This is a genomic window from Paenibacillus tyrphae (assembly GCF_027925525.1).
In the GTDB taxonomy this organism is placed as follows: Bacteria; Bacillota; Bacilli; order Paenibacillales; family NBRC-103111; genus Paenibacillus_G; species Paenibacillus_G tyrfis_B.
On the sequence record NZ_BSDJ01000004.1, the window covers coordinates 36,069 to 54,161 of the forward strand.

Genomic DNA, 18,093 nt, shown 5'->3' on the forward strand with positions numbered 1-18,093 from the left:
TTTGTGATCGAACGAATGAGGCTGCGCGTCCTTCATACGAACGATATTCACAGCCACTTTGAACAAATGCCCCGCATCGCCTCCGTTCTGCGGAGACTGCGCGCGGAAGCCGGTGAAGAGCGGACGCTTACGCTCGATATCGGAGATCATATCGACCGAATGCGCCCGGAAACCGAAGGGACGGACGGCCGGACGAACGTCGCGGTGCTGAATGCATCCGGGTATGAAGCGGTCACTCTCGGCAACAACGAGGGATTATCCTATACGGAGGACGTCCTTGCGGAGCTGTATGGCCGACAAGCGAGCTTCACCACAGTGATCTGCAACTTGCCTGCAACCGCAACGGGAGCGCTGCCGCCGTGGGCGGTGCCGTTTCATATCGTCCGAAAAGCGGGGGTGCGCATCGGGCTGATCGGAGTCACCGCCTGCTTTCCCGAGTTTTACAACCTGCTCGGATGGGACGTGCGGGAGCCGTTCGACGTCGTGCCGCCCCTTGTCCGGCAGCTTCGTCCACAGGTGGACATCCTTATCGTCATGTCCCATCTCGGGCTGCGCAACGACGAGCGCATGGCGGCCGAAGTGCCGGGCATCGATCTGATTTTGGGCGGGCATACGCATCACTTGCTCGAAGAACCGCTGCGCATCGGCGGGACGCTCGTCTGCGCGACAGGCAAGTTCGGACAATATGTCGGAGTCGTCGATCTGGAATGGGACCCCGCCGAGCAGAAGCTGGTGCGTGCGGAGGGTTCCGTGCAAGCGGTGGCTGCCGAACCGGAGGATGAGGAGATCCGCAGCCTGATCGGGCAGTATGGCGTTCGTGCCGCCGCCGAATTGGACCGTGAGGTTGTCCGCCTTTCTGTCGATATGCAATACGATTGGTATGGCGAATCGCCGCTCGGCAATTTGCTGGCCGGGGGATTGCGCCGATGGATGGGAGCCGAGATCGGTCTGGTCAACGCCGGGCAACTGCTCGGCGGGCTGCCGCAAGGCCCGGTATCGGCCGGTATGCTGCTTCAATTGTGCCCATCGCCGATCAACCCGTGCCGAATGAAGCTGACCGGGGCGCAGCTGCTTCGCGCACTGGAGGAATCGCTGCTTCCCGAGTTTATGGACAAACCGTTGTACGGCTATGGCTTTCGCGGCAAAGTGCTCGGCACGCTGTGCGTAGACGGACTCATCGTTGAGTACGATCCAGAAGGGGCCGATTATGCGAAGATTCGCGCCGTGGACGTCGGCGGACAGCCGCTGGAGGCGGAGCGGCAATATTTGGTCGGCTCCATTGACATGTTTACGTTCCGGGTCGGCTTCACGTCTCTCGGAGAAGGAACGGAGCCTGAGTTTTTCCTGCCGGAATTTTTGCGCGATGTGCTGCTCCGTGAGCTTCGCGACGAAACGTCGCTTCAGGACAGCTTTTCCCGACGGTGGCGTACGCTGGGCGAATCGCGGCACACTCTTTAAGATATGCCCTTCCTTGTGTACAAACCGTAGCAAACAAGCTAAAATATAAAAAGCGATACATGATACGAAATGGATCAATTCGAGGGAGAGAGTAGGAGGAGCGCATGCACGATTGGTGGGTAGCGGTGATCATCGGCATCGTGGAAGGCTTGACGGAGTTTTTGCCCGTTTCGTCGACGGGTCACATGATTTTGACGAGCACGCTGCTGGGAATTCCGGATACGGACGAATTGATCAAAACGTTCGAGATCGTCATCCAGCTCGGCGCCATACTGGCCGGGGTCGTCGTATACTGGAAGCGGATATTGCGGCTGTTCGGCCTCAGCAAGGAGAAGCCCAAAGCAGGCAAAGGGATGAACTTGCTGCACATTATGCTGGCGATCGTGCCGACGCTGGCGATCGCGTATTTGACGAAAGGCTTTATTAAGGCTCACCTCTTCTCGCCGTCCACCGTCCTTATAGGCTTGATCCTTGGCGGTGTGCTGCTCATCGTCGGGGAGAAATTCCAGCCGGAGGTAACGGCCCACGATGTCGACGAGCTGACGTACAAGCAGGCGTTCTTCATCGGTCTATGGCAGATCATTTCGATTTGGCCGGGCTTCTCCCGTTCGGGCTCGACGATTGCCGGAGGAATGCTGGCCGGGGCGAGCCGCAAGGCGGCTGCCGACTTTACGTTTATTATCGCCATCCCTGTCATGGTCGTGGCTACCGGATACGAGCTCCTAAAAAACCTGGATATGTTCTCTTCCGGAGATGTCGGATTTTTTGCCATCGGCTTTATCGTGTCGTTCGTCGTAGCGCTGCTCGCGGTTGTCACGTTCATTAAATTCGTACAAAAGTTCAGCATGTCGTATTTTGCGTATTATCGTTTTGCCGCTGCCGCGCTGTTCTGGATCTTCGTGCTGCGGTAGTTTGTTCGGAATTCGACGATATTTTGCCGGAAATAGGGGAAATTCTCTTATTTCCGGCTTTTTTCGTCCGATGTTCATATAAATTTTGTCAAAACCTGAAAAAACATATTGCTCTTTTTAGTCGAATTCGATACGCTTAATCATATCGATATTTTTCTAAATTTTTCTTTAGAAAGAAGACGTGGTTCGTTGATGCGTTTGCTTCCGCTAAGCATGGTCAAACCCGGCATGCGCCTTGGGAAAAAAATATACAACTCGGACGGGTTGACGCTGCTTGGCGAGCGGGTGGAATTGACGCAAACGCTTATTACCCGCCTGGGCGAGCATGGCGTGGACTTTGTATATATCGACGATCCCCGAACCCGAGATCTGATTGTTCACGATGTCCTTACCGAAGAGACGCGGCTCCAAGCGATTACCGAGATCCGGACCTCCTTCCGTAAAATGATGGAGGATCAGGTCAAGCGCAAGTTGGTGGGTCAGCTGCAGGTCGGCAAGGCGTTTCGCGGGATGATGAGCATGATTTTGGACGACTTGAGCCAGCACAAGGATGCCATGATTATGCTGACCAATATCAGCCTCATGGACGAATATTTGTTTCAGCATTCGCTCAATGTATGCATCTATGCGACGATGCTCGGCATGGCGCACGGCTACGACCGGGAAGAGTTGATGACGCTCGGTCTGGGGGCGCTGCTCCACGATGTGGGCAAAACCCAAATCCCGCTTGAGCTGCTGCGCAAAAAAGGAAAGCTGTCGGATATCGAATATGAGCGGATCAAGCATCATACGGTATTCGGCTTTCAGTTTCTGAAGGACGAGCCCAACATTCCGCTGCTCGCCGCGCATTGCGCTTTTCAGCATCACGAAAGACTGGACGGCAGCGGGTACCCGCGCGGACTCAAGGGCTCGGAAATTCACGAATACGCCCGCTGGATCGGCCTGGTCGATTCTTACGACGCCATGACGACCCACCGCGTGTACCGCAGCGCCATGCTTCCGCATCAAGCAATGGAAATTTTGTTTGCCGGATCGGGCACCTTGTACGAGCCCCGGCAGATCGCGCTGTTCCGCGATAAAATCGCCATCTATCCGATCGGAGTCACGGTCACTTTAAATACGGGCGAAACGGGAGTGGTCGTCGATTTGAATGCGAACGTGCCGCAGCGCCCGGTCGTACGTCTGCTGCTGGATGCGGAGGGACAGGAGCTGAAGGATACGCCCGAAATCGATTTGTCCAAAATGCTGTCGGTCATGATTACCGGCGTCAACCATAAACCTATATAGTGTCAAGTCGTGCAGAGGCAGCTTCCCGGAAGCTGTCTTTTTTGGCATTGGGGGCGCTTTGAAGGGCTAAGTTATTGGATTTTAATTTGAAGCATAGCTGATTTTTTAGTATAATGTTAAATTATAAACTAACTTCTCTTTCGTAAGGAGGTGATCAAGTGGACCCAATTTCAAACGAAGAGGAATGCATGGCTTCCGTGGAGGAGGCGCTCCAAATTTTCGGAGGCAAATGGTCGTTCCTGGTTCTCCGTCAGCTGTTTAAAGGGCCGCAGCGGTTCAATCAATTGCGCCGCAATCTGGACCATATCAGCACCAAATCGTTGACCGATATTTTGCGTCATCTGGAGGAGCATGAGATTATCCGTCGTCAAGTGTTTCCTACGGTACCGGTAACCGTCGAATATTCCTTAACGGATAAAGGCAAAGACTTTCAAACCATACTTGTGGAAATGGGAAATTGGGCAAGAAAATGGGGAAAGCCGCGCGGCATCGACCTTTCCGAACAGACAGAGTAAGGTGCAGCGCGACAGGACGTCGGTTTTCTTTTCAATCGTATTACGATACAATGGGTAATATATTATTGTTAGATTTTACTTTTTAAAGAAGTCAGGTGTGAAAAAACAACATGTCCGATCGCTTAATCGTCAACGATTTGCCCGTATTGCCCCAGATAACGCCCGAATACGATCCGTGGGACCCGCTGCGCTCCTTGCAAACGCATGGCGAACATCGGTTGACGAGCGTCGAGCTGACCGTGACGAATTTATGCAACATGCGCTGCGAGCATTGCGCCGTCGGCGAATCGCTCCTGGTATCGGAAGGGCCGCGCATCCCGCTGAATGTCATCTTGAAGCGGCTGGACGAAGTCGAGGGCTTGGAGACGATCAGCATTACCGGCGGAGAGCCGAGCTATCACGAGCAGACGGTGCGCGAATATATCGTCCCCCTGCTGCGTTACGCCAGGGAGCGGGGAGTTCGTTCGCAGATCAATTCCAACGTGACGCTGGACCTTTCACGGTACGAAGCGATGGCTCCTTATCTCGACGTGATGCATATTTCGTTCAACTATTTGAACGCCGACGATTTCTACGAAGTCGGGTTCGTCCGGACAGACCGAAGAGTATCCGCCACGACGGCGGCCAAGTTATATGAACGGATGGTCGAAAATGCGAAAGCGCTCGCTAGCGGCGGGATGTTCGTTTCGGCGGAATCGATGATCAATTACCGGACGCACGGGAAGCTAAGCGGAATCCATAAGCTAATTCGAGAGATGGGATGCCGCCGCCATGAGGTGCACCCGATGTATCCAAGCGCTTTCGCCTCCAATTTGCCGGTGCTGACGCTGGATCAGACGCGGGCTGCGATTCATCGGCTGCTCGACGACCGCGACCGCGATCTATGGATGCTTTTCGGCACGCTGCCCTTTTATGCCTGCAGCCCGCTGGAGGAGGACCGGGAGATGGTAACCCGTCTTCGCCGCGAGCCGAACGTGACCGTGCGCAACGACCCGGACGGGCGCAATCGCCTCAACGTGAACCTGTTCACGGGCGACGTTTTCGTCACCGATTTTGCGGATGTGCCGGCGCTCGGCAACATTCATGCGGACCGGCTCGATCAAGTATTCGCGCGCTGGAAAGATCATCGCCTGAGCAAAACCGTAAGCTGCCATTGTCCGGCGGCCAACTGCTGCGGACCGAATCTTCTGGTCGTCGATACGTATTATAAAGACGTCGATTTCGGCCAGCGGAAAGCACTTGTGTAATTCAGCCATTATTCCATTTTACTTTTGCAAAGGAGACTGATCCTTCTTGGAAAGTCACAGTACAGGGTTCGATTTCGGATTAATTTCGCTTAATCTTTTACTGGTCGTGTTTTTGGTGCTGCTGAACGGTTTTTTTGTCGCGGCGGAGTTTGCATTGGTGAAAGTCCGGGCTACGCGCCTGCAGCAGCTGGAGAGCGAGGGTAACCCGAAAGCCAAGTATGCGCTCGCCGTAACCAAAAAGCTGGACGCTTATCTGTCCTCCACACAGCTCGGCATTACGCTGGCGTCGCTCGGCTTGGGCTGGGTAGGAGAACCGGCCGTCTCGCATCTGATCGTTGAACCGGCTCTGGCGGCTCTCGGACTCGGAGGAGCCTGGTATGCCAATGCCTTGTCGTTTGCGATCGGATTCGCCGTGATCACCTTCATGCATATCGTGCTCGGCGAGCTTGCGCCCAAATCCATGGCTATTCAGAAATCGGAAGCAACCTCTCTATGGCTGTCGGCTCCTTTAATGCTGTTTTACAAAATCTTTTATCCGGCGATCTGGCTATTGAACGGCGCCGCGAACAAGCTCTTGAAGCTGGTCGGGATTCAGCCTGCGACCGAGCAGGAAGCCCATACGGAAGAAGAAATTCGGATTTTGATGGACCAAAGTGCCCGCAGCGGTATCATCGATAAAGACGAGCTGGCGCTTTTCGACAATATATTTGAGTTCTCCGATCGGGTGGCGAGGGAAATTATGCTGCCGCGGACCGATATGGATTGTTTGTTTACCGAGCTCAGTTATGAGGAAAACTTAAAGATCGTTTACGAAACGAAGCATACGCGCTACCCGGTGGCTACGGACGATAAAGACGAAATCATCGGATTTGTCCATATGTCGGACTTGCTCACGTGCGATCCGGACAAGAAGCACGATATCAAAGATTTCTTGCGTCCGGTGCTCATGGTGCCCGAATCGATGGAAATCAGCCACGTGCTGCGGCTTATGCAGAAGAAGCGCTCCCAGCTTGCCGTCGTGATCGACGAATACGGCGGAACGGCCGGGCTCATTACCACCGAAGACATTCTGGAGGAAATCGTCGGCGAGATTCACGACGAGTTCGACGAAACGGAGCGGCCTGAGGTGGAGAAGATCGGAGATGCTTACTCCGTTGACGGGCGCGTGCTGCTGGAGGATCTTGACGACAAGCTTGCCCTTGGAATCGAAGACGACGAGGTGGATTCGATCGGAGGCTGGCTGTTCAAGCAGCTGGAAGGCTCCGTCTCCAAAGGCAGACGACTGGAGCAGAACGGCTTCCTGTTCGAAATTACGGAGGTCGAGCGATTGCGTATTTTGCGTGTGAAAATTCAACCCGTTCAGAAACAGCCCGTTTCGGGTCCGCTAGCCGGTCAAAACCATCCTGACGAATAGGGAGGTACCCGTTCGATGTCGCTTAGAACGATCGTATTTTGTGTGCTTGGCGCCGTGCTTTTGTACGGAATGTTCACCATCGGCTTCCCGTTTTTGCTCGCCATGTTGATTGCCCTGTTGCTCGAACCGATCGTTCTGCTGCTGACACGAATGTTCCGCAGCGGACGTGTGACGGTTTCCGCCGTAGTCTGTACGCTTTTTACCGGCTCGCTGCTTGGTTTCGTTTATCTGATCGGCTTCAAAATCGTCACGGAGCTCATTCAATTCTGGAAGAACGCTTCCGTATATTTGAGTGACGCCAAGTTGTTTATTGAGGATTCTTCGGTAAGAAACAAATTGTTTTATAAGCTGCTGCCGTACGACGTTGCCGAGCAGGTGCAGCGATACGTGGAAACGGGAACCGGAATGCTTACGGAAAATTTAAAAAGCATCGTGGCCGCCATCTCCGGCTATTTTCTCGACGTAGCCAAAACAATTCCGAATGGGTTCGTGTTTTTTTTCGTATTCGTGATCGGTCTTTACTTGATTTCGTTCAGCTTGCCGCAGCTGCATCAATCGTTTCTGAACCTGTTCGAGAAGCAGTCGAGGCCCAAGGTGGCCGCGGTGCTGAACGATCTGCGCCGTGCTATTCTAGGCTTCCTGTTCGCGCAGGTGCTGATCAGTCTGTTAACGTATGTGGTGACGTTGATCGGCTTGCTTGTTCTGAATGTCGATTATCCGCTTGCCGTTGCATTGCTTATCGTGCTGGTGGATATTTTACCCGTGCTTGGCACAAGCGCCGTGCTCGTTCCGTGGGCGGGGTACAGCATGCTCGCGGGAGATATGCGGCTCGGAATCGGGCTGATCATTCTGCTGCTCGTCATCATGGTGTTCCGCCGTCTGATCGAACCAAAAATTATTGGCGACGCCGTCGGGATCAATGCTTTGGCGGCGTTGATCAGCATGTATGTAGGCTTTCAGCTTGCCGGAGTGATCGGCCTTATTCTGGGGCCGGTGCTAATTATCGTGTACCAGGCGCTTCGCCGGGTCGGCTTGCTTAAAATCAACATCAAATTGGAACAGTAACTATAACAAAAAATCTTGTCGTTCATACGGTCTTACGGCAATCTAAGGGGGAGAAGCAATGCAGGCAGGTCTAGAAAAAGCCAAGCAGCATTCCAAATTATCGTTGCCCAAACTGGTGAAACGCGCCGTCATTATTTTGTTGGGGGCGGCGCTCGTCTCGGTCGGCCTGGAAAACTTTTTGGTGCCCAACAACATCATTGACGGGGGAATCGTGGGCATCTCGATTATTACCTCGCATTTGTCGGGTATTCCGATCGGCGTATTTCTCTTATTATTCAACCTTCCGTTCCTGTTTATCGGGTATAAGCAAATCGGTAAAACGTTCGCGTTATCTACTTTATTTGCGGTTTCCCTAATGTCTGTCGGCACATGGCTGCTTCATCCGGTGCCGCCGCTGACGACCGATCCGCTGCTTGCGGCCGTATTCGGCGGCATTATTCTCGGTATCGGCGTCGGTATGGTCATCCGTTCGGGAGGCTCGCTTGACGGCACGGAAATTATGGCGATTCTATTCAGCAAGAAGACGCCGTTCTCGGTCGGCGAAGTGGTCATGTTTTTTAACCTGTTCATCCTGAGCAGCGCCGGCTTTGTGTTCGGATGGGATCACGCGATGTATTCGCTTATCGCTTATTACATAGCCTTCAAGCTGATCGATATTACGATCGAAGGCTTCGACGAATCCAAATCCGTCTGGATCATCAGTGAGAACAGCCGCGAGCTTGGGGACGCCATTATGCACCGTTTGGGCCGCGGCGTCACGTATCTGCAAGGCGAAGGCGGATTTACCGGCGGCAACAAGCTGGTCATCTTCTGCGTCATCAACCGGCTGGAAGAAGCGAAGCTCAAGTCGATCGTTGAGGAACTCGATCAATCCGCATTTCTCGCGGTCGGCAACATCCACGACGTGAAGGGCGGGCGCTTTAAGAAAAAGGATATTCACTGACGAAAAAACCGTCACGGTCATTCGTTCCAAGGCAGGGAGCGCATTATGCACGCCTGCTTGGAACGAGGGCTGCGGACGGTTTTTTTCGTAAACGGCGATCGACGCCGGGCTCGTTCAAACCGTCGAATCCGGGAAAACGGAAGAAACCGCGATCAGGCAAGAAGCGGAGACGGTTAGCAGCAATCATTTTGTAAACGCTTTCCTAGACGAGGCACTTCAGCTCCTTTTTTTACTTCTGAAGGGGGCAGATTAAGTTGTCGTCATTTTATACGCATAATGGACGAGCGGCAATGTATAGATATTGGTAGATCGCTAAAGGAGGCATTTCCGGCCATGGATCTTGAGAAAGAATGGTATCCGTATGTCAGCCCCTTCGACCCTTGTCCGCCGATTACGGTGAAGACCTATGTTATTCCGCCAAATCTGTATATTCAGTTTCAACCGCCGGGGCTTCCTCAATATCCCCCGCTTCAGGCGCTCCGGTGCGGTACGCTCTGGCCTGCGCTGTATAGTCCTTACGAATCCAAACATTGCTAAAAGGATAGGAGGTGAACCGTATGAAACAACCGCTGCCCCCTCATTACTACACGCTGCTGGAGGAGCTGCAAGCGATTGATTTCGTGTTGGTGGAGCTGACACTCTATCTGGATACGCACCCCGAAGACGCCCAGGCATTGGAACAGTTTAACCAATGTGCGCAGCAACGCCAGCTTCTGGCCCAACGGTACGAGTCCGAATTCGGTCCGCTTCTACAGTTTGGTCACAGCTATTCGGGATATCCATGGCAATGGTGGGAGCCGCCGTGGCCGTGGCAGGTCTGATGCAAAGCCGAACCAGGAGAGGAGACTTGTGCGATGTGGATCTATGAGAAAAAGCTGCAGTACCCGGTCAGGGTTAGCAAGTGCGACCCGCACATGGCAAAGCTGCTGATCGAGCAGTACGGCGGTGCGGACGGCGAGCTGGCGGCGGCGCTGCGGTATTTGAATCAGCGATATACGATACCGGATAAAGTGATCGGGCTTCTGACGGACATCGGGACGGAGGAGTTTGCGCACCTGGAAATGATTGCCACAATGGTCTATAAGCTGACCAAGGACGCTACGACGGAGCAATTGAAGGCCGCGGGACTAGACGAGCATTACGTGAACCACGACAGGGCGCTGTATTACAGCAACGCGGCGGGCGTACCATGGACAGCGACCTATATTCAGGCCAAAGGCGATCCGATCGCCGACTTGTATGAGGACATTGCAGCGGAGGAAAAAGCGCGCGCCACTTATCAATGGCTGATCGACATGACGGACGACCCGGATTTGCAGGACGGCCTGAAATTTTTGCGCGAGCGCGAAGTCATTCATTCGCTCCGGTTCCGCGAGGCGGTGGAGATTTTGAAGGCGGAGCAGGGAGCGAAAAAGGTGTTTTAAAGGAAATTCGGGCTCGGAGGGTAAACAGGGGCGAACGGAATGAAGCAGTAAATCATACCGTTCGCCATCGTTTATTTTCGCGGTTCGTAGCTTTAAGTTAGAGCCTGCTGTAAAACGGCGCGGTGCCGAACGATCCAAGCGGCTGACCGGAACGCCAAGCCAAACCCCACAAAGACCCTTGACGATCCGGAGTAATGCATACTTCGATCGCTTCTTCGGAAGTTTCGCGGACAACGATCTCCAGAATGAGATCGTAGAGCAGGCGCCGCTGATTGGCGGGGAGGCCAAAGGGTAAACAAACATATTCATTTTGTATGTGAGGACATCGTTTGACAATCTGTGACAATCATGGTTCTATAAGACGTGATATGTTTATGCGGATGTCAGGAGGAGAAAGGGAATGTCAACCAACAAGAGAACGCCGGAAGCGATGATCTTCGATTTGGACGGGACGCTGTTTCAGACGGAAACGCTGCTGCTGCCGGCTTACCACGCTACATTCGAACAGCTGCGTGCGGAAGGGCTGTTTCAAGGGGAAACGCCGGATGAGAAATACATTTTGAGCGGGCTTGGCATGCTGCTGGAGCATATATGGCAGCTCGTGATGCCGGACGCCGATCCGGCGGTTCACCACCGTGCGGACGAGCTATTGCTGGATCTGCAAGTAGAGGGGATGGCGCGCGGTGAAGGCAAGCTGTATGACGGCGTTGCCGACACGCTGCAGGAGCTGCGTCGGAGGGGTGTGCGGCTGTTCATTGCCAGCAACGGTCTGGAGGCTTACGTCAAAGGCGTTATCCGCCATCAAGGTCTGGAGCCGCTTTTTGAAGCCGGCGGCTTGTACAGCGCAGGGGAATATGCGACCCGCTCCAAGGTGGATCTCGTGCGTCAGTTGTTGGACAAGTATGGTATCGAAAACGCTTGGATGGTCGGTGACCGTTCCTCGGACGTCGAGGCAGGACATGCGAACGGGCTGTTCGTGGTCGGCTGCGATTATGCGGGCTTCCGCGAAGAGGGAGAACTGGATCGGGCCGACGTCCGCATCGCGGATTTCCGTGACCTTCCGGCATTGCTTGAGGCATAAAGGGCTTGGCGGCACCAAAACATCGATGACTCATCGACCGATGACGCATCGGTGTTTTTTTTTATGGACAAAACCGGAAATCCGGTCAAAAAGAAAAGACCGCTGCTTCAAACAGACCGGTCTCAGTGTGATTCGTTTTGTTGGGATTGCGGTGCAAGGTCCAACGGTTTGGTATCGGCTTTAGGCGCTGCTTTCTTTTCGAGCAGATGGAGAGCGAATTCGATGGGTCGGCGAATTGCCCTGCGGTAGGTTTGCAGATCTCCGGTTAGCCGGAACACGTCGCGCGAAGGCTTCGGATTGACTTCCAGCAGCCAAACATGCCCCGACGGATCGACCGCCAGATCGATGCCGGCTTCGCAAAACGTGCCGAACTTCGTTTCGAGATGCTCTGCGATATGGAGCCCGAGGGTGTAAGCCGCTTCTTTGATGCTCTTTACTTTTTCCTCTGTACCGAAACGGTTTTTGAGCATCGTTTCCATCGAGATCGCGGTCCCGCCGCCGTGCAGATTGGAAGTGACGGAAAACGGCGGTCCGATACGGCCGGCGCATCCGGTTACCTGCCACTTCCCATGGCCGTCTTTTTGCACCAGCATCCGATAGTCGTGCACCCGGCCATCCTTCAGCTCAAGTGGAATGCCCTGCTGCACGATGTATTTGCTCTGCAGCCCCCAGCCGGCAAGCCGCACCGGAATGTTTGCTGCGGTCACCTTGGTGGCCGGCAAAATGCGACGCTCCGCATCTCTCCCCTGCATGAGATAGCCACGGCCTCCCCGCAGCCGCTGCAAGCGGACAATACCACGCCCCCCGGTGCCGCTTTTCGGTTTCAAATACACGATCGGGTGCTTCTTCAGAAACTGTTCCAGCTGCTTCCGGCTTTTGTAATGAATGGTGGAAGGCAGATGCGGAACGATGTTTTCATTTTCTGAGAGCAGGCGGTGTATAATCCATTTGTTGGCAAGTGGCCGGCTCAGGTAACGGAGCTTGGTATATTTTTGACGGAAGCGCGTGATTTTGCGGTAATTGTCCGCCCCGTGATACCGGCACCGGTCATAGATGATCGGCGGAAAGCCGATCCACCTGCGGGTCCATGATCGGGCCGCTTGGTTATAGGCGAGCGCGTGAATCCGCGATCGGTTGTCATCCACATCATCCGGGGTAAATACGAACACGTCCACCCCGAGTTTTTGTCCGTAGATGCTAAGTTTACGGTAAAAGGAAAGCTCTTCCAGCTTTCGTCCAGGCATATACATAGCCAGCACGCCAAGTTGGGTACTCAAGTGCCGCTCACCTGCCTATCTTTCTTATTTATCGCGTTCGCCGTTGGTTTGAGCCAAGGGAAAGGCATCCGTTTTTTTGAGAGGGCGTTTCGGCTTGCGCTTGGCCAAATAGATGGAGTACAGGATCAGATTTTCGAGCGATTTTTTGCGGATGGGCGGCTCGTCGAATTTCATCGGCTTGGAATTTGCCTCGAAAAACCAAATGTGCCCTTCTTGATCGACACCGAGGTCCATGGACATTTCGCCTAACATATGCCCGCTGGACTTCTCGATCTGCTTCGCGATGGTGAGCGCCGCTTTTTTGGCACGGGCGATGATGCGTTTGCTGCCGAGCCCGCCGAAGGAATAGGTAAGCAGCTTGGCGGGATCGTCAATCGAACCGCCCCGAGGAACGTGAGTCGTGATGCTGAGCTTTCCGGCCAATCTGGCGCCGACCCCTGCGACGCTCCATTGGCCTTTGCCGTTCTTTTGCACGAGAACCCGCAGATCGAACGGACGCTGCTTATAGCTGGAGAGGGGAATTCCCTGTTGGATGATGTAGTCCTTGCCCCCGATCAGCTCCTGTACTTCCGACCACAGCCGGGAGACGCTCGGGTAACGGGAGATGTGACTTTTTGTCTTTTCCTGAATACTGAGCTCAAATATTTTGGACTTCGTATCGAGAGGGCTTCGGCTTACTTTCATGATGCCCTTACCGGCTTTGCCGCGAATCGGCTTAAGATACAGAAACGGATACTCGGCAAGCAGCTTATCGAGCTCCTCACCGGAGGAGAGCCGTCTCGTGGCGGGAATGTAGCCCTGCGTCTTCTTGGCATGATTGAGCCATTCGAACAAAGTCCATTTATTAAAGAAGGACGGGTTGAAAAAGCGGATCCTTCTCTGCCGCATGCAGGTTTGAATCACCTGCTGCACCTCGGGGAGCAGCTCGAATTTGCGGTAAGGAATCCGGTTATATATGACGTGGGGGGCGGGAAGCAACCCTTTTTTCCACGTTTTGTCGGCCACACTGTAGGTGTATCCGACGGCTTTGCGTCCGGACAGCTTGAAATCGCTCGTCGTCATAACGTAGACGAGAACGCCGCGCTCTGCCCCGGTTCGTATCAGGTCGATAAAATTTTCTTGATTCCCGCGAAAAACTCGCGTTTCATCCGAGTGAGTAAGAATGGCCAACGTCGGAATTTCTCGCTTGGACGGTGCTTTGGTGTTGGTATCCACTCAGGAATCCCTCCTTGACCGAAATCGGCTCAAGTAGAGGCAGTAGTCATAGATGTTTTGCAGCGAGGCTTTTCCTTGTTCCTTAAGCGCCGGATGCTTGAAAATGGACCGTCCCGGCTTGGAATTCGCCTCGAACATCCAGAGGCGCTCGTTCTGGTCGATCCCGATATCGAAACCGAGCTCGCCCAAAGTATGCCGGTAATTTTGCTCGATATCCTCCGCTAGCTTGACGGCGGTTTCTTTGGCATTGGACAGTACCGAATCCGCCCGGTTGCCGAAAATTTGCCGGAGCACCTGTTCGGGCGTCATGAGCTGCCCGCCGGTACGCACATGGGTCGTGACGCTGCCTTTGCCCGCTTTCTTGGCCCCGATGGCGGCAACGACCCATTGGTTGGTGCTGTTCTTGGTCATGTGGAAACGGAAATCGATCGGACAGCTGTCGATTTCGATCAGACGAATCCCCTGCTGGGCAACGTAGTTGTTCAGTTTTCCACTTTGCCGGTTGAGCAGCGCCATGAGGGCCTCGAACTGGTTGAACCGGAGCAGTACATTGCGCGCTCCTCGCCGGAAACGGACATAGTAGCCGCGTTTCGGGTTGTACGTCAGGCGGAAAATGCCGATGCCGAGGCTGCCGGCGGTCGGTTTCAAGTAGATGAATTTATGCTTTTCCAGCATTTCCTTGATTTGCGAAGAGGTGGGGTTGATCCGGGACTCGGGAACGTAACGGGAAGCTTCGGTGCCTTCCAGCAAATTGTACACATCCCATTTGTCGAAAAACGTCCAGTTGAAGAGCGGAATCCCTCTGCGAATAAACCGCTGCTTGAAAGCGTTCATCGACTCGAGCCGCTCCGCTTTCCGGCTGGGCAGCCGGTTGTAGACGACATCGGGCAACGGCATCGTCTTGCGCACCCAGCCGTTTTCGCCGCGCGGGAGAAGGGCGGTGACGGTCGCTTGAGACCAATTGACGCTTTGGGGGGAAAAGCCGTAGTAGAATGCTTTGTCGGAGCCGGTGCGCATAAACTGCCGGATAAACTCCGTCCGATTGCCGAACGGAGCGCTCTCCCCACCCGTAACGCTGGTCAAGATCCCGATCAGCGGACCGATGCGGATGTCTTTGCCGTTGCTGCACGTGATCATGGTGGTGCCGGCCCGGGGAATGCGAAGCTGCGTGTAAAGGAATGACGGCAAGTACAGATGGTTGCCGCTCTTTTTCAGCAGCTTTAAACCTGCGTATACGCTTTTGCCGCCGAGGTGCAGATGTATGTTTCGTGATTTGGATACTTTAAGCGCCCGCGCCAATTCGCCGGAGAGGTAGACGACCCGCTCCTGACGCTGGGTGACATGAATCGTGCAAGTTGTCAAGCTCATGTTGAACCTCCTAAGAGTTTTGCCGCAGGCAAAACTTTCTCCGAAAGCGTAGGCTGAGTTTTGCCGCAGGCAAAACTTTCTCCGAAAGCGTAGGCTGAGTTTTGCCACAGGCAAAACTTTCTTCGAAAGTACTAGGTAGAACTTTGCCGGGCATTCGTCAAGGCTGCTTTCGCCTGACGTTCGCCTGCGCACGCGGTTGCCGCAGCAAATACCGCGCGTAGCGCAGCGGGTTGGCCAGTGCGTCCAGTTTGGCTTGATCGTCCTGTAAATAAGTAAAGATGGAGCGGCCGGGTTTGGAATTCACTTCGAGAATCCAACTATTGCCATTCGTGTCGACACCGAAATCGATGCCGAGCTCGGCGAGCCGCCCGTGACAAGATTCCAGCGCCTCCGGAAGCCCCATAGCGAGCTGCTTCAGCTCGTGAACGAGCTCCTCGGCGCGTGCCGACCCGAACTCGCGGGCCAAGAACGGTCCGATGGGTTCCACCGTGCCCCCGCCGTGCAGATTAGAGGTCAGGCTGCCGTTCTGCCCCCGGCGGACGGCCATGCCGGTCAGGTTCCAACGGCCGTCGCCGTCTTTTTGCACGAGCGCGCGCACGTCGTAAGCGTCGCCGTTTCGAGACTGCAGCGGCAAATACTGCTGCAGCAAATAGCTGCGCTGCGCGACGAAGCGGCGCAGCCAGCGAAGCAGCGCCCCGGCGTCGGCGAAGCCGCATGCGACGGCGCGGTTGCGCGGGTCCCGCCCTCGGACGGTGAACGCCGCTTTGGCGGGGTTCGCCGTGCCCGCAGGGGACGGGCTTTCGCGGCGCACGAGCAGCACGCCGCGTCCCTGGGAGCCGCCGCGCGGCTTCAGAATCGCTTCGCCGCGCTGCCGGAGCCAATCCGCGAGGGTACGCATACTGCGTAGCGGCTGCGTCTCCGGCAGGTGGCGGTCAAATCGGCCGTCCTGCCGAAGCGCTTGCTGAACGTCCCACTTGCCCTTCAAGCCGTGGCCGAGCAATCGGACGAAGGCCTGCCGTTTAAGACCGTGCAATGCGTGCTGATAATCGGCGAATTGCTTTCGGGCGGTGAAAAAACAGCGGTCATATACGATAGCCGGCAGGTCGAAGGTCCGGCTGCTCCACTCCTTGAGTGCCGCATCATAGACATACCCAGTCACTTGCGGCCGGGACCAATCGATGCCCTGCGGAGTAAATACGAATACCGTCAAGCCGCTGCGGCTTCCGAGGATGCACAAGCGGCGGTAGAAACCACGATTGGCAAAAGGCGGATGTTCATCGGTTTCCGTCGTCATGATGCCGACGGTACTTTCGTGTGGGCGGTCTGGTTTCATCATGCGCTTTACCTCGATCCGTTGAAGCTGCATCGTTGTAGAACCCCGAACTTTCCCATATACGGGCGCAGGTTATCGGGGGGAGGTCCGCTTTCCGGCCCGCCGACCGGAAGTTTGGCGAACCGGTCAAAACTTCGCCGCGAAGCGGGCATATTGCACCACCTTCTTGACGGAGGGGCGGATCTTGCTCCCGGCCCCCAGCGGCGTATTGTCCTCCTTCGACGGCTTCGAATTAACTTCAAGCAGCCATACTCGGCCATTCGTATCGATCGCCAGATCGATTCCGAGCTCGGCATAATGGCCAGGGACCTGCTCCTCGATGCCCATGGCAATTTGGATGGCTGCCCGCCTCAGCTTGCCTAAGCCGCCGGCCGCCCCGGCCGTCCCTGAACGTTCCAAAGCGTTCTTGGCCGTCGTCAGCGTGCCGCCCCGCGCCAGATTGGAGACGAAGTGATGCGTGCCGGCTATGCGGGCTACGATGGACGTAATACCCCATTGTCCGGTTTCTCCCCGCTGCACCAAGGCCCGAAAATCGACGGGCCGGCCGTTCACGGTCAGCAAGTCGAGTCCTTGCTGAATTTGATAGCGTTGGCTTTTCAATTTGCCCGAGATGGTGCTGTACAGCTTGCCGAGGGTGGAAAAGGACTGCTTATGGGCGCCGCCCAGATTCGTAAAATGGCAAATGTATCCGCCCGGCTGTTTTTTAATCCGAATGATGCCTTTCCCGAGGCTGCCGGTAATCGGTTTGAGAAATACGGTCGGATGCTTCGCGCACATCGATTTGAGAAGCTGGAGGTTCCGCAGCAAATGCGACTCCGGCAAGTACGGCTGCAGACCCGTTTCCTTGTAGAGGGCGTCGAACACTTCCGTCTTGTTTAAATACTTCTCATTGAAGAACACCGCATTATGGCGGCTCTTGGCTTGCGTCACAAAGTGCTGCACGTTGGCCCGGTTTTCCAGCTTGCGCGAGGTCAGACGGTTATATAGCACGTGCGGCACCGGAAACGTCGTTTTTTCCCAGCCTCCGTTAGCCTTGATGCGCCATCCTCGAACTTGGTCGCTCTGTCCGCGCAAATCCTCAGGCGTGCTGAAAAACACCGATGCGCCATACAGCTTGCATGCCTCGGAGAGCTCGCGGCTGAAGGCGGTGTTCGCCCCGAACAGCTTGTCGGCGGAATCGGCGTAAACGCGGCTGACCATGACGCCGATCAGCGGGCCGAGATGAATCGTACGGGTTCCGGTTTTGTATTGAAGACAGAGCTCATCCCCGTGGGCAAGCCCCCATCTGGAAGCTAACGAACCGCTCAAGCGCAGCACGCCGACCTTGGACGAAGAGATGACCGAAATTTCCTCCCGGGCAGAGCCGAAACGGAGTTGGAGAGGCTGCTCCAGCGGAATCTTCCATCTTTTCACTACAGATTCGCTGAGCGTCAAAACGGAACCGTCCGAGGAAGTGCCGGCGCTTTGGATCTGGATCTTCACCTTTGTTCTTTTCATGCGGAACTCCTTCCCAGCACCGGCTTGCCGCAAGACATGCCGCAACATGCTTTGAACA

At 55.0% G+C, this 18,093-nt stretch carries 17 protein-coding genes; 12 read left to right on the forward strand and 5 right to left on the reverse strand.

The features are described from left to right. The first annotated feature begins 15 nt into the window (after nucleotides 1-15). From QMG93_RS05555 to QMG93_RS05610, 12 genes are all read left to right on the forward strand, one after another. Nucleotides 16-1,458, forward strand: a complete 1,443-nt coding sequence (locus QMG93_RS05555; RefSeq protein ID WP_281934845.1) for a bifunctional metallophosphatase/5'-nucleotidase — start codon at nucleotides 16-18, stop codon at nucleotides 1,456-1,458. Between the two features lie 104 nt (nucleotides 1,459-1,562). Continuing rightward, nucleotides 1,563-2,369 carry an undecaprenyl-diphosphate phosphatase gene (locus tag QMG93_RS05560; protein WP_281934299.1) on the forward strand — a complete coding sequence of 269 codons (807 nt, stop codon included), beginning with the start codon at nucleotides 1,563-1,565 and terminating at the stop codon, nucleotides 2,367-2,369. Nucleotides 2,370-2,561: 192 nt separating this feature from the next. Then, nucleotides 2,562-3,656 (forward strand): HD-GYP domain-containing protein, encoded by a 1,095-nt coding sequence (locus QMG93_RS05565; protein WP_281934847.1) that lies wholly within the window; start codon nucleotides 2,562-2,564, stop codon nucleotides 3,654-3,656. Nucleotides 3,657-3,814: 158 nt separating this feature from the next. After that, a complete protein-coding gene (locus QMG93_RS05570; RefSeq protein WP_281934301.1) occupies nucleotides 3,815-4,171 on the forward strand; it encodes a winged helix-turn-helix transcriptional regulator in 357 nt (118 codons plus the stop codon). Between the two features lie 110 nt (nucleotides 4,172-4,281). Continuing rightward, entirely contained in the window at nucleotides 4,282-5,418 is a 1,137-nt protein-coding gene (yfkAB, locus tag QMG93_RS05575; protein ID WP_281934303.1) for a radical SAM/CxCxxxxC motif protein YfkAB, read from the forward strand. Nucleotides 5,419-5,464: 46 nt separating this feature from the next. Further along, a complete protein-coding gene (locus QMG93_RS05580) occupies nucleotides 5,465-6,832 on the forward strand; it encodes a hemolysin family protein (RefSeq protein WP_281934305.1) in 1,368 nt (455 codons plus the stop codon). Nucleotides 6,833-6,847: 15 nt separating this feature from the next. Further along, nucleotides 6,848-7,897 carry a sporulation integral membrane protein YtvI gene (ytvI, locus tag QMG93_RS05585; protein ID WP_281934307.1) on the forward strand — a complete coding sequence of 350 codons (1,050 nt, stop codon included), beginning with the start codon at nucleotides 6,848-6,850 and terminating at the stop codon, nucleotides 7,895-7,897. A 58-nt stretch (nucleotides 7,898-7,955) separates the two neighbouring features. Continuing rightward, on the forward strand, nucleotides 7,956-8,840 hold the full coding sequence (locus QMG93_RS05590) for a YitT family protein (RefSeq protein ID WP_253407598.1): 885 nt from the start codon (nucleotides 7,956-7,958) through the stop codon (nucleotides 8,838-8,840). Between the two features lie 333 nt (nucleotides 8,841-9,173). Beyond that, nucleotides 9,174-9,377 carry a spore coat associated protein CotJA gene (locus QMG93_RS05595; protein WP_281934310.1) on the forward strand — a complete coding sequence of 68 codons (204 nt, stop codon included), beginning with the start codon at nucleotides 9,174-9,176 and terminating at the stop codon, nucleotides 9,375-9,377. A gap of 20 nt (nucleotides 9,378-9,397) precedes the next feature. Continuing rightward, nucleotides 9,398-9,661, forward strand: coding sequence for a spore coat protein CotJB (locus tag QMG93_RS05600; protein ID WP_281934848.1), 264 nt, complete (start codon nucleotides 9,398-9,400; stop codon nucleotides 9,659-9,661). Nucleotides 9,662-9,694: 33 nt separating this feature from the next. Beyond that, complete coding sequence (locus QMG93_RS05605) at nucleotides 9,695-10,264, forward strand: manganese catalase family protein (RefSeq protein WP_281934312.1); 570 nt, start codon at nucleotides 9,695-9,697, stop codon at nucleotides 10,262-10,264. Nucleotides 10,265-10,664: 400 nt separating this feature from the next. Then, entirely contained in the window at nucleotides 10,665-11,345 is a 681-nt protein-coding gene (locus QMG93_RS05610) for an HAD family hydrolase (RefSeq protein ID WP_281934314.1), read from the forward strand. A gap of 122 nt (nucleotides 11,346-11,467) precedes the next feature. Here the strand turns inward: QMG93_RS05610 and QMG93_RS05615 are convergent, their stop codons facing one another. From QMG93_RS05615 to QMG93_RS05635, 5 genes are all read right to left on the reverse strand, one after another. After that, nucleotides 11,468-12,622 carry a YheC/YheD family protein gene (locus QMG93_RS05615; protein WP_281934316.1) on the reverse strand — a complete coding sequence of 385 codons (1,155 nt, stop codon included), beginning with the start codon at nucleotides 12,620-12,622 and terminating at the stop codon, nucleotides 11,468-11,470. A gap of 24 nt (nucleotides 12,623-12,646) precedes the next feature. Then, nucleotides 12,647-13,837: a YheC/YheD family protein gene (locus QMG93_RS05620; RefSeq protein WP_281934317.1), complete on the reverse strand. Its 1,191-nt coding sequence runs from the start codon at nucleotides 13,835-13,837 to the stop codon at nucleotides 12,647-12,649. Then, a complete protein-coding gene (locus tag QMG93_RS05625; protein WP_281934319.1) occupies nucleotides 13,838-15,205 on the reverse strand; it encodes a YheC/YheD family protein in 1,368 nt (455 codons plus the stop codon). 157 nt (nucleotides 15,206-15,362) lie between these two features. Next, nucleotides 15,363-16,571 (reverse strand): YheC/YheD family protein, encoded by a 1,209-nt coding sequence (locus tag QMG93_RS05630; RefSeq protein WP_281934321.1) that lies wholly within the window; start codon nucleotides 16,569-16,571, stop codon nucleotides 15,363-15,365. A 93-nt stretch (nucleotides 16,572-16,664) separates the two neighbouring features. After that, complete coding sequence (locus QMG93_RS05635; RefSeq protein WP_281934323.1) at nucleotides 16,665-18,035, reverse strand: YheC/YheD family protein; 1,371 nt, start codon at nucleotides 18,033-18,035, stop codon at nucleotides 16,665-16,667. Between the last annotated feature and the right edge of the window lie 58 nt (nucleotides 18,036-18,093).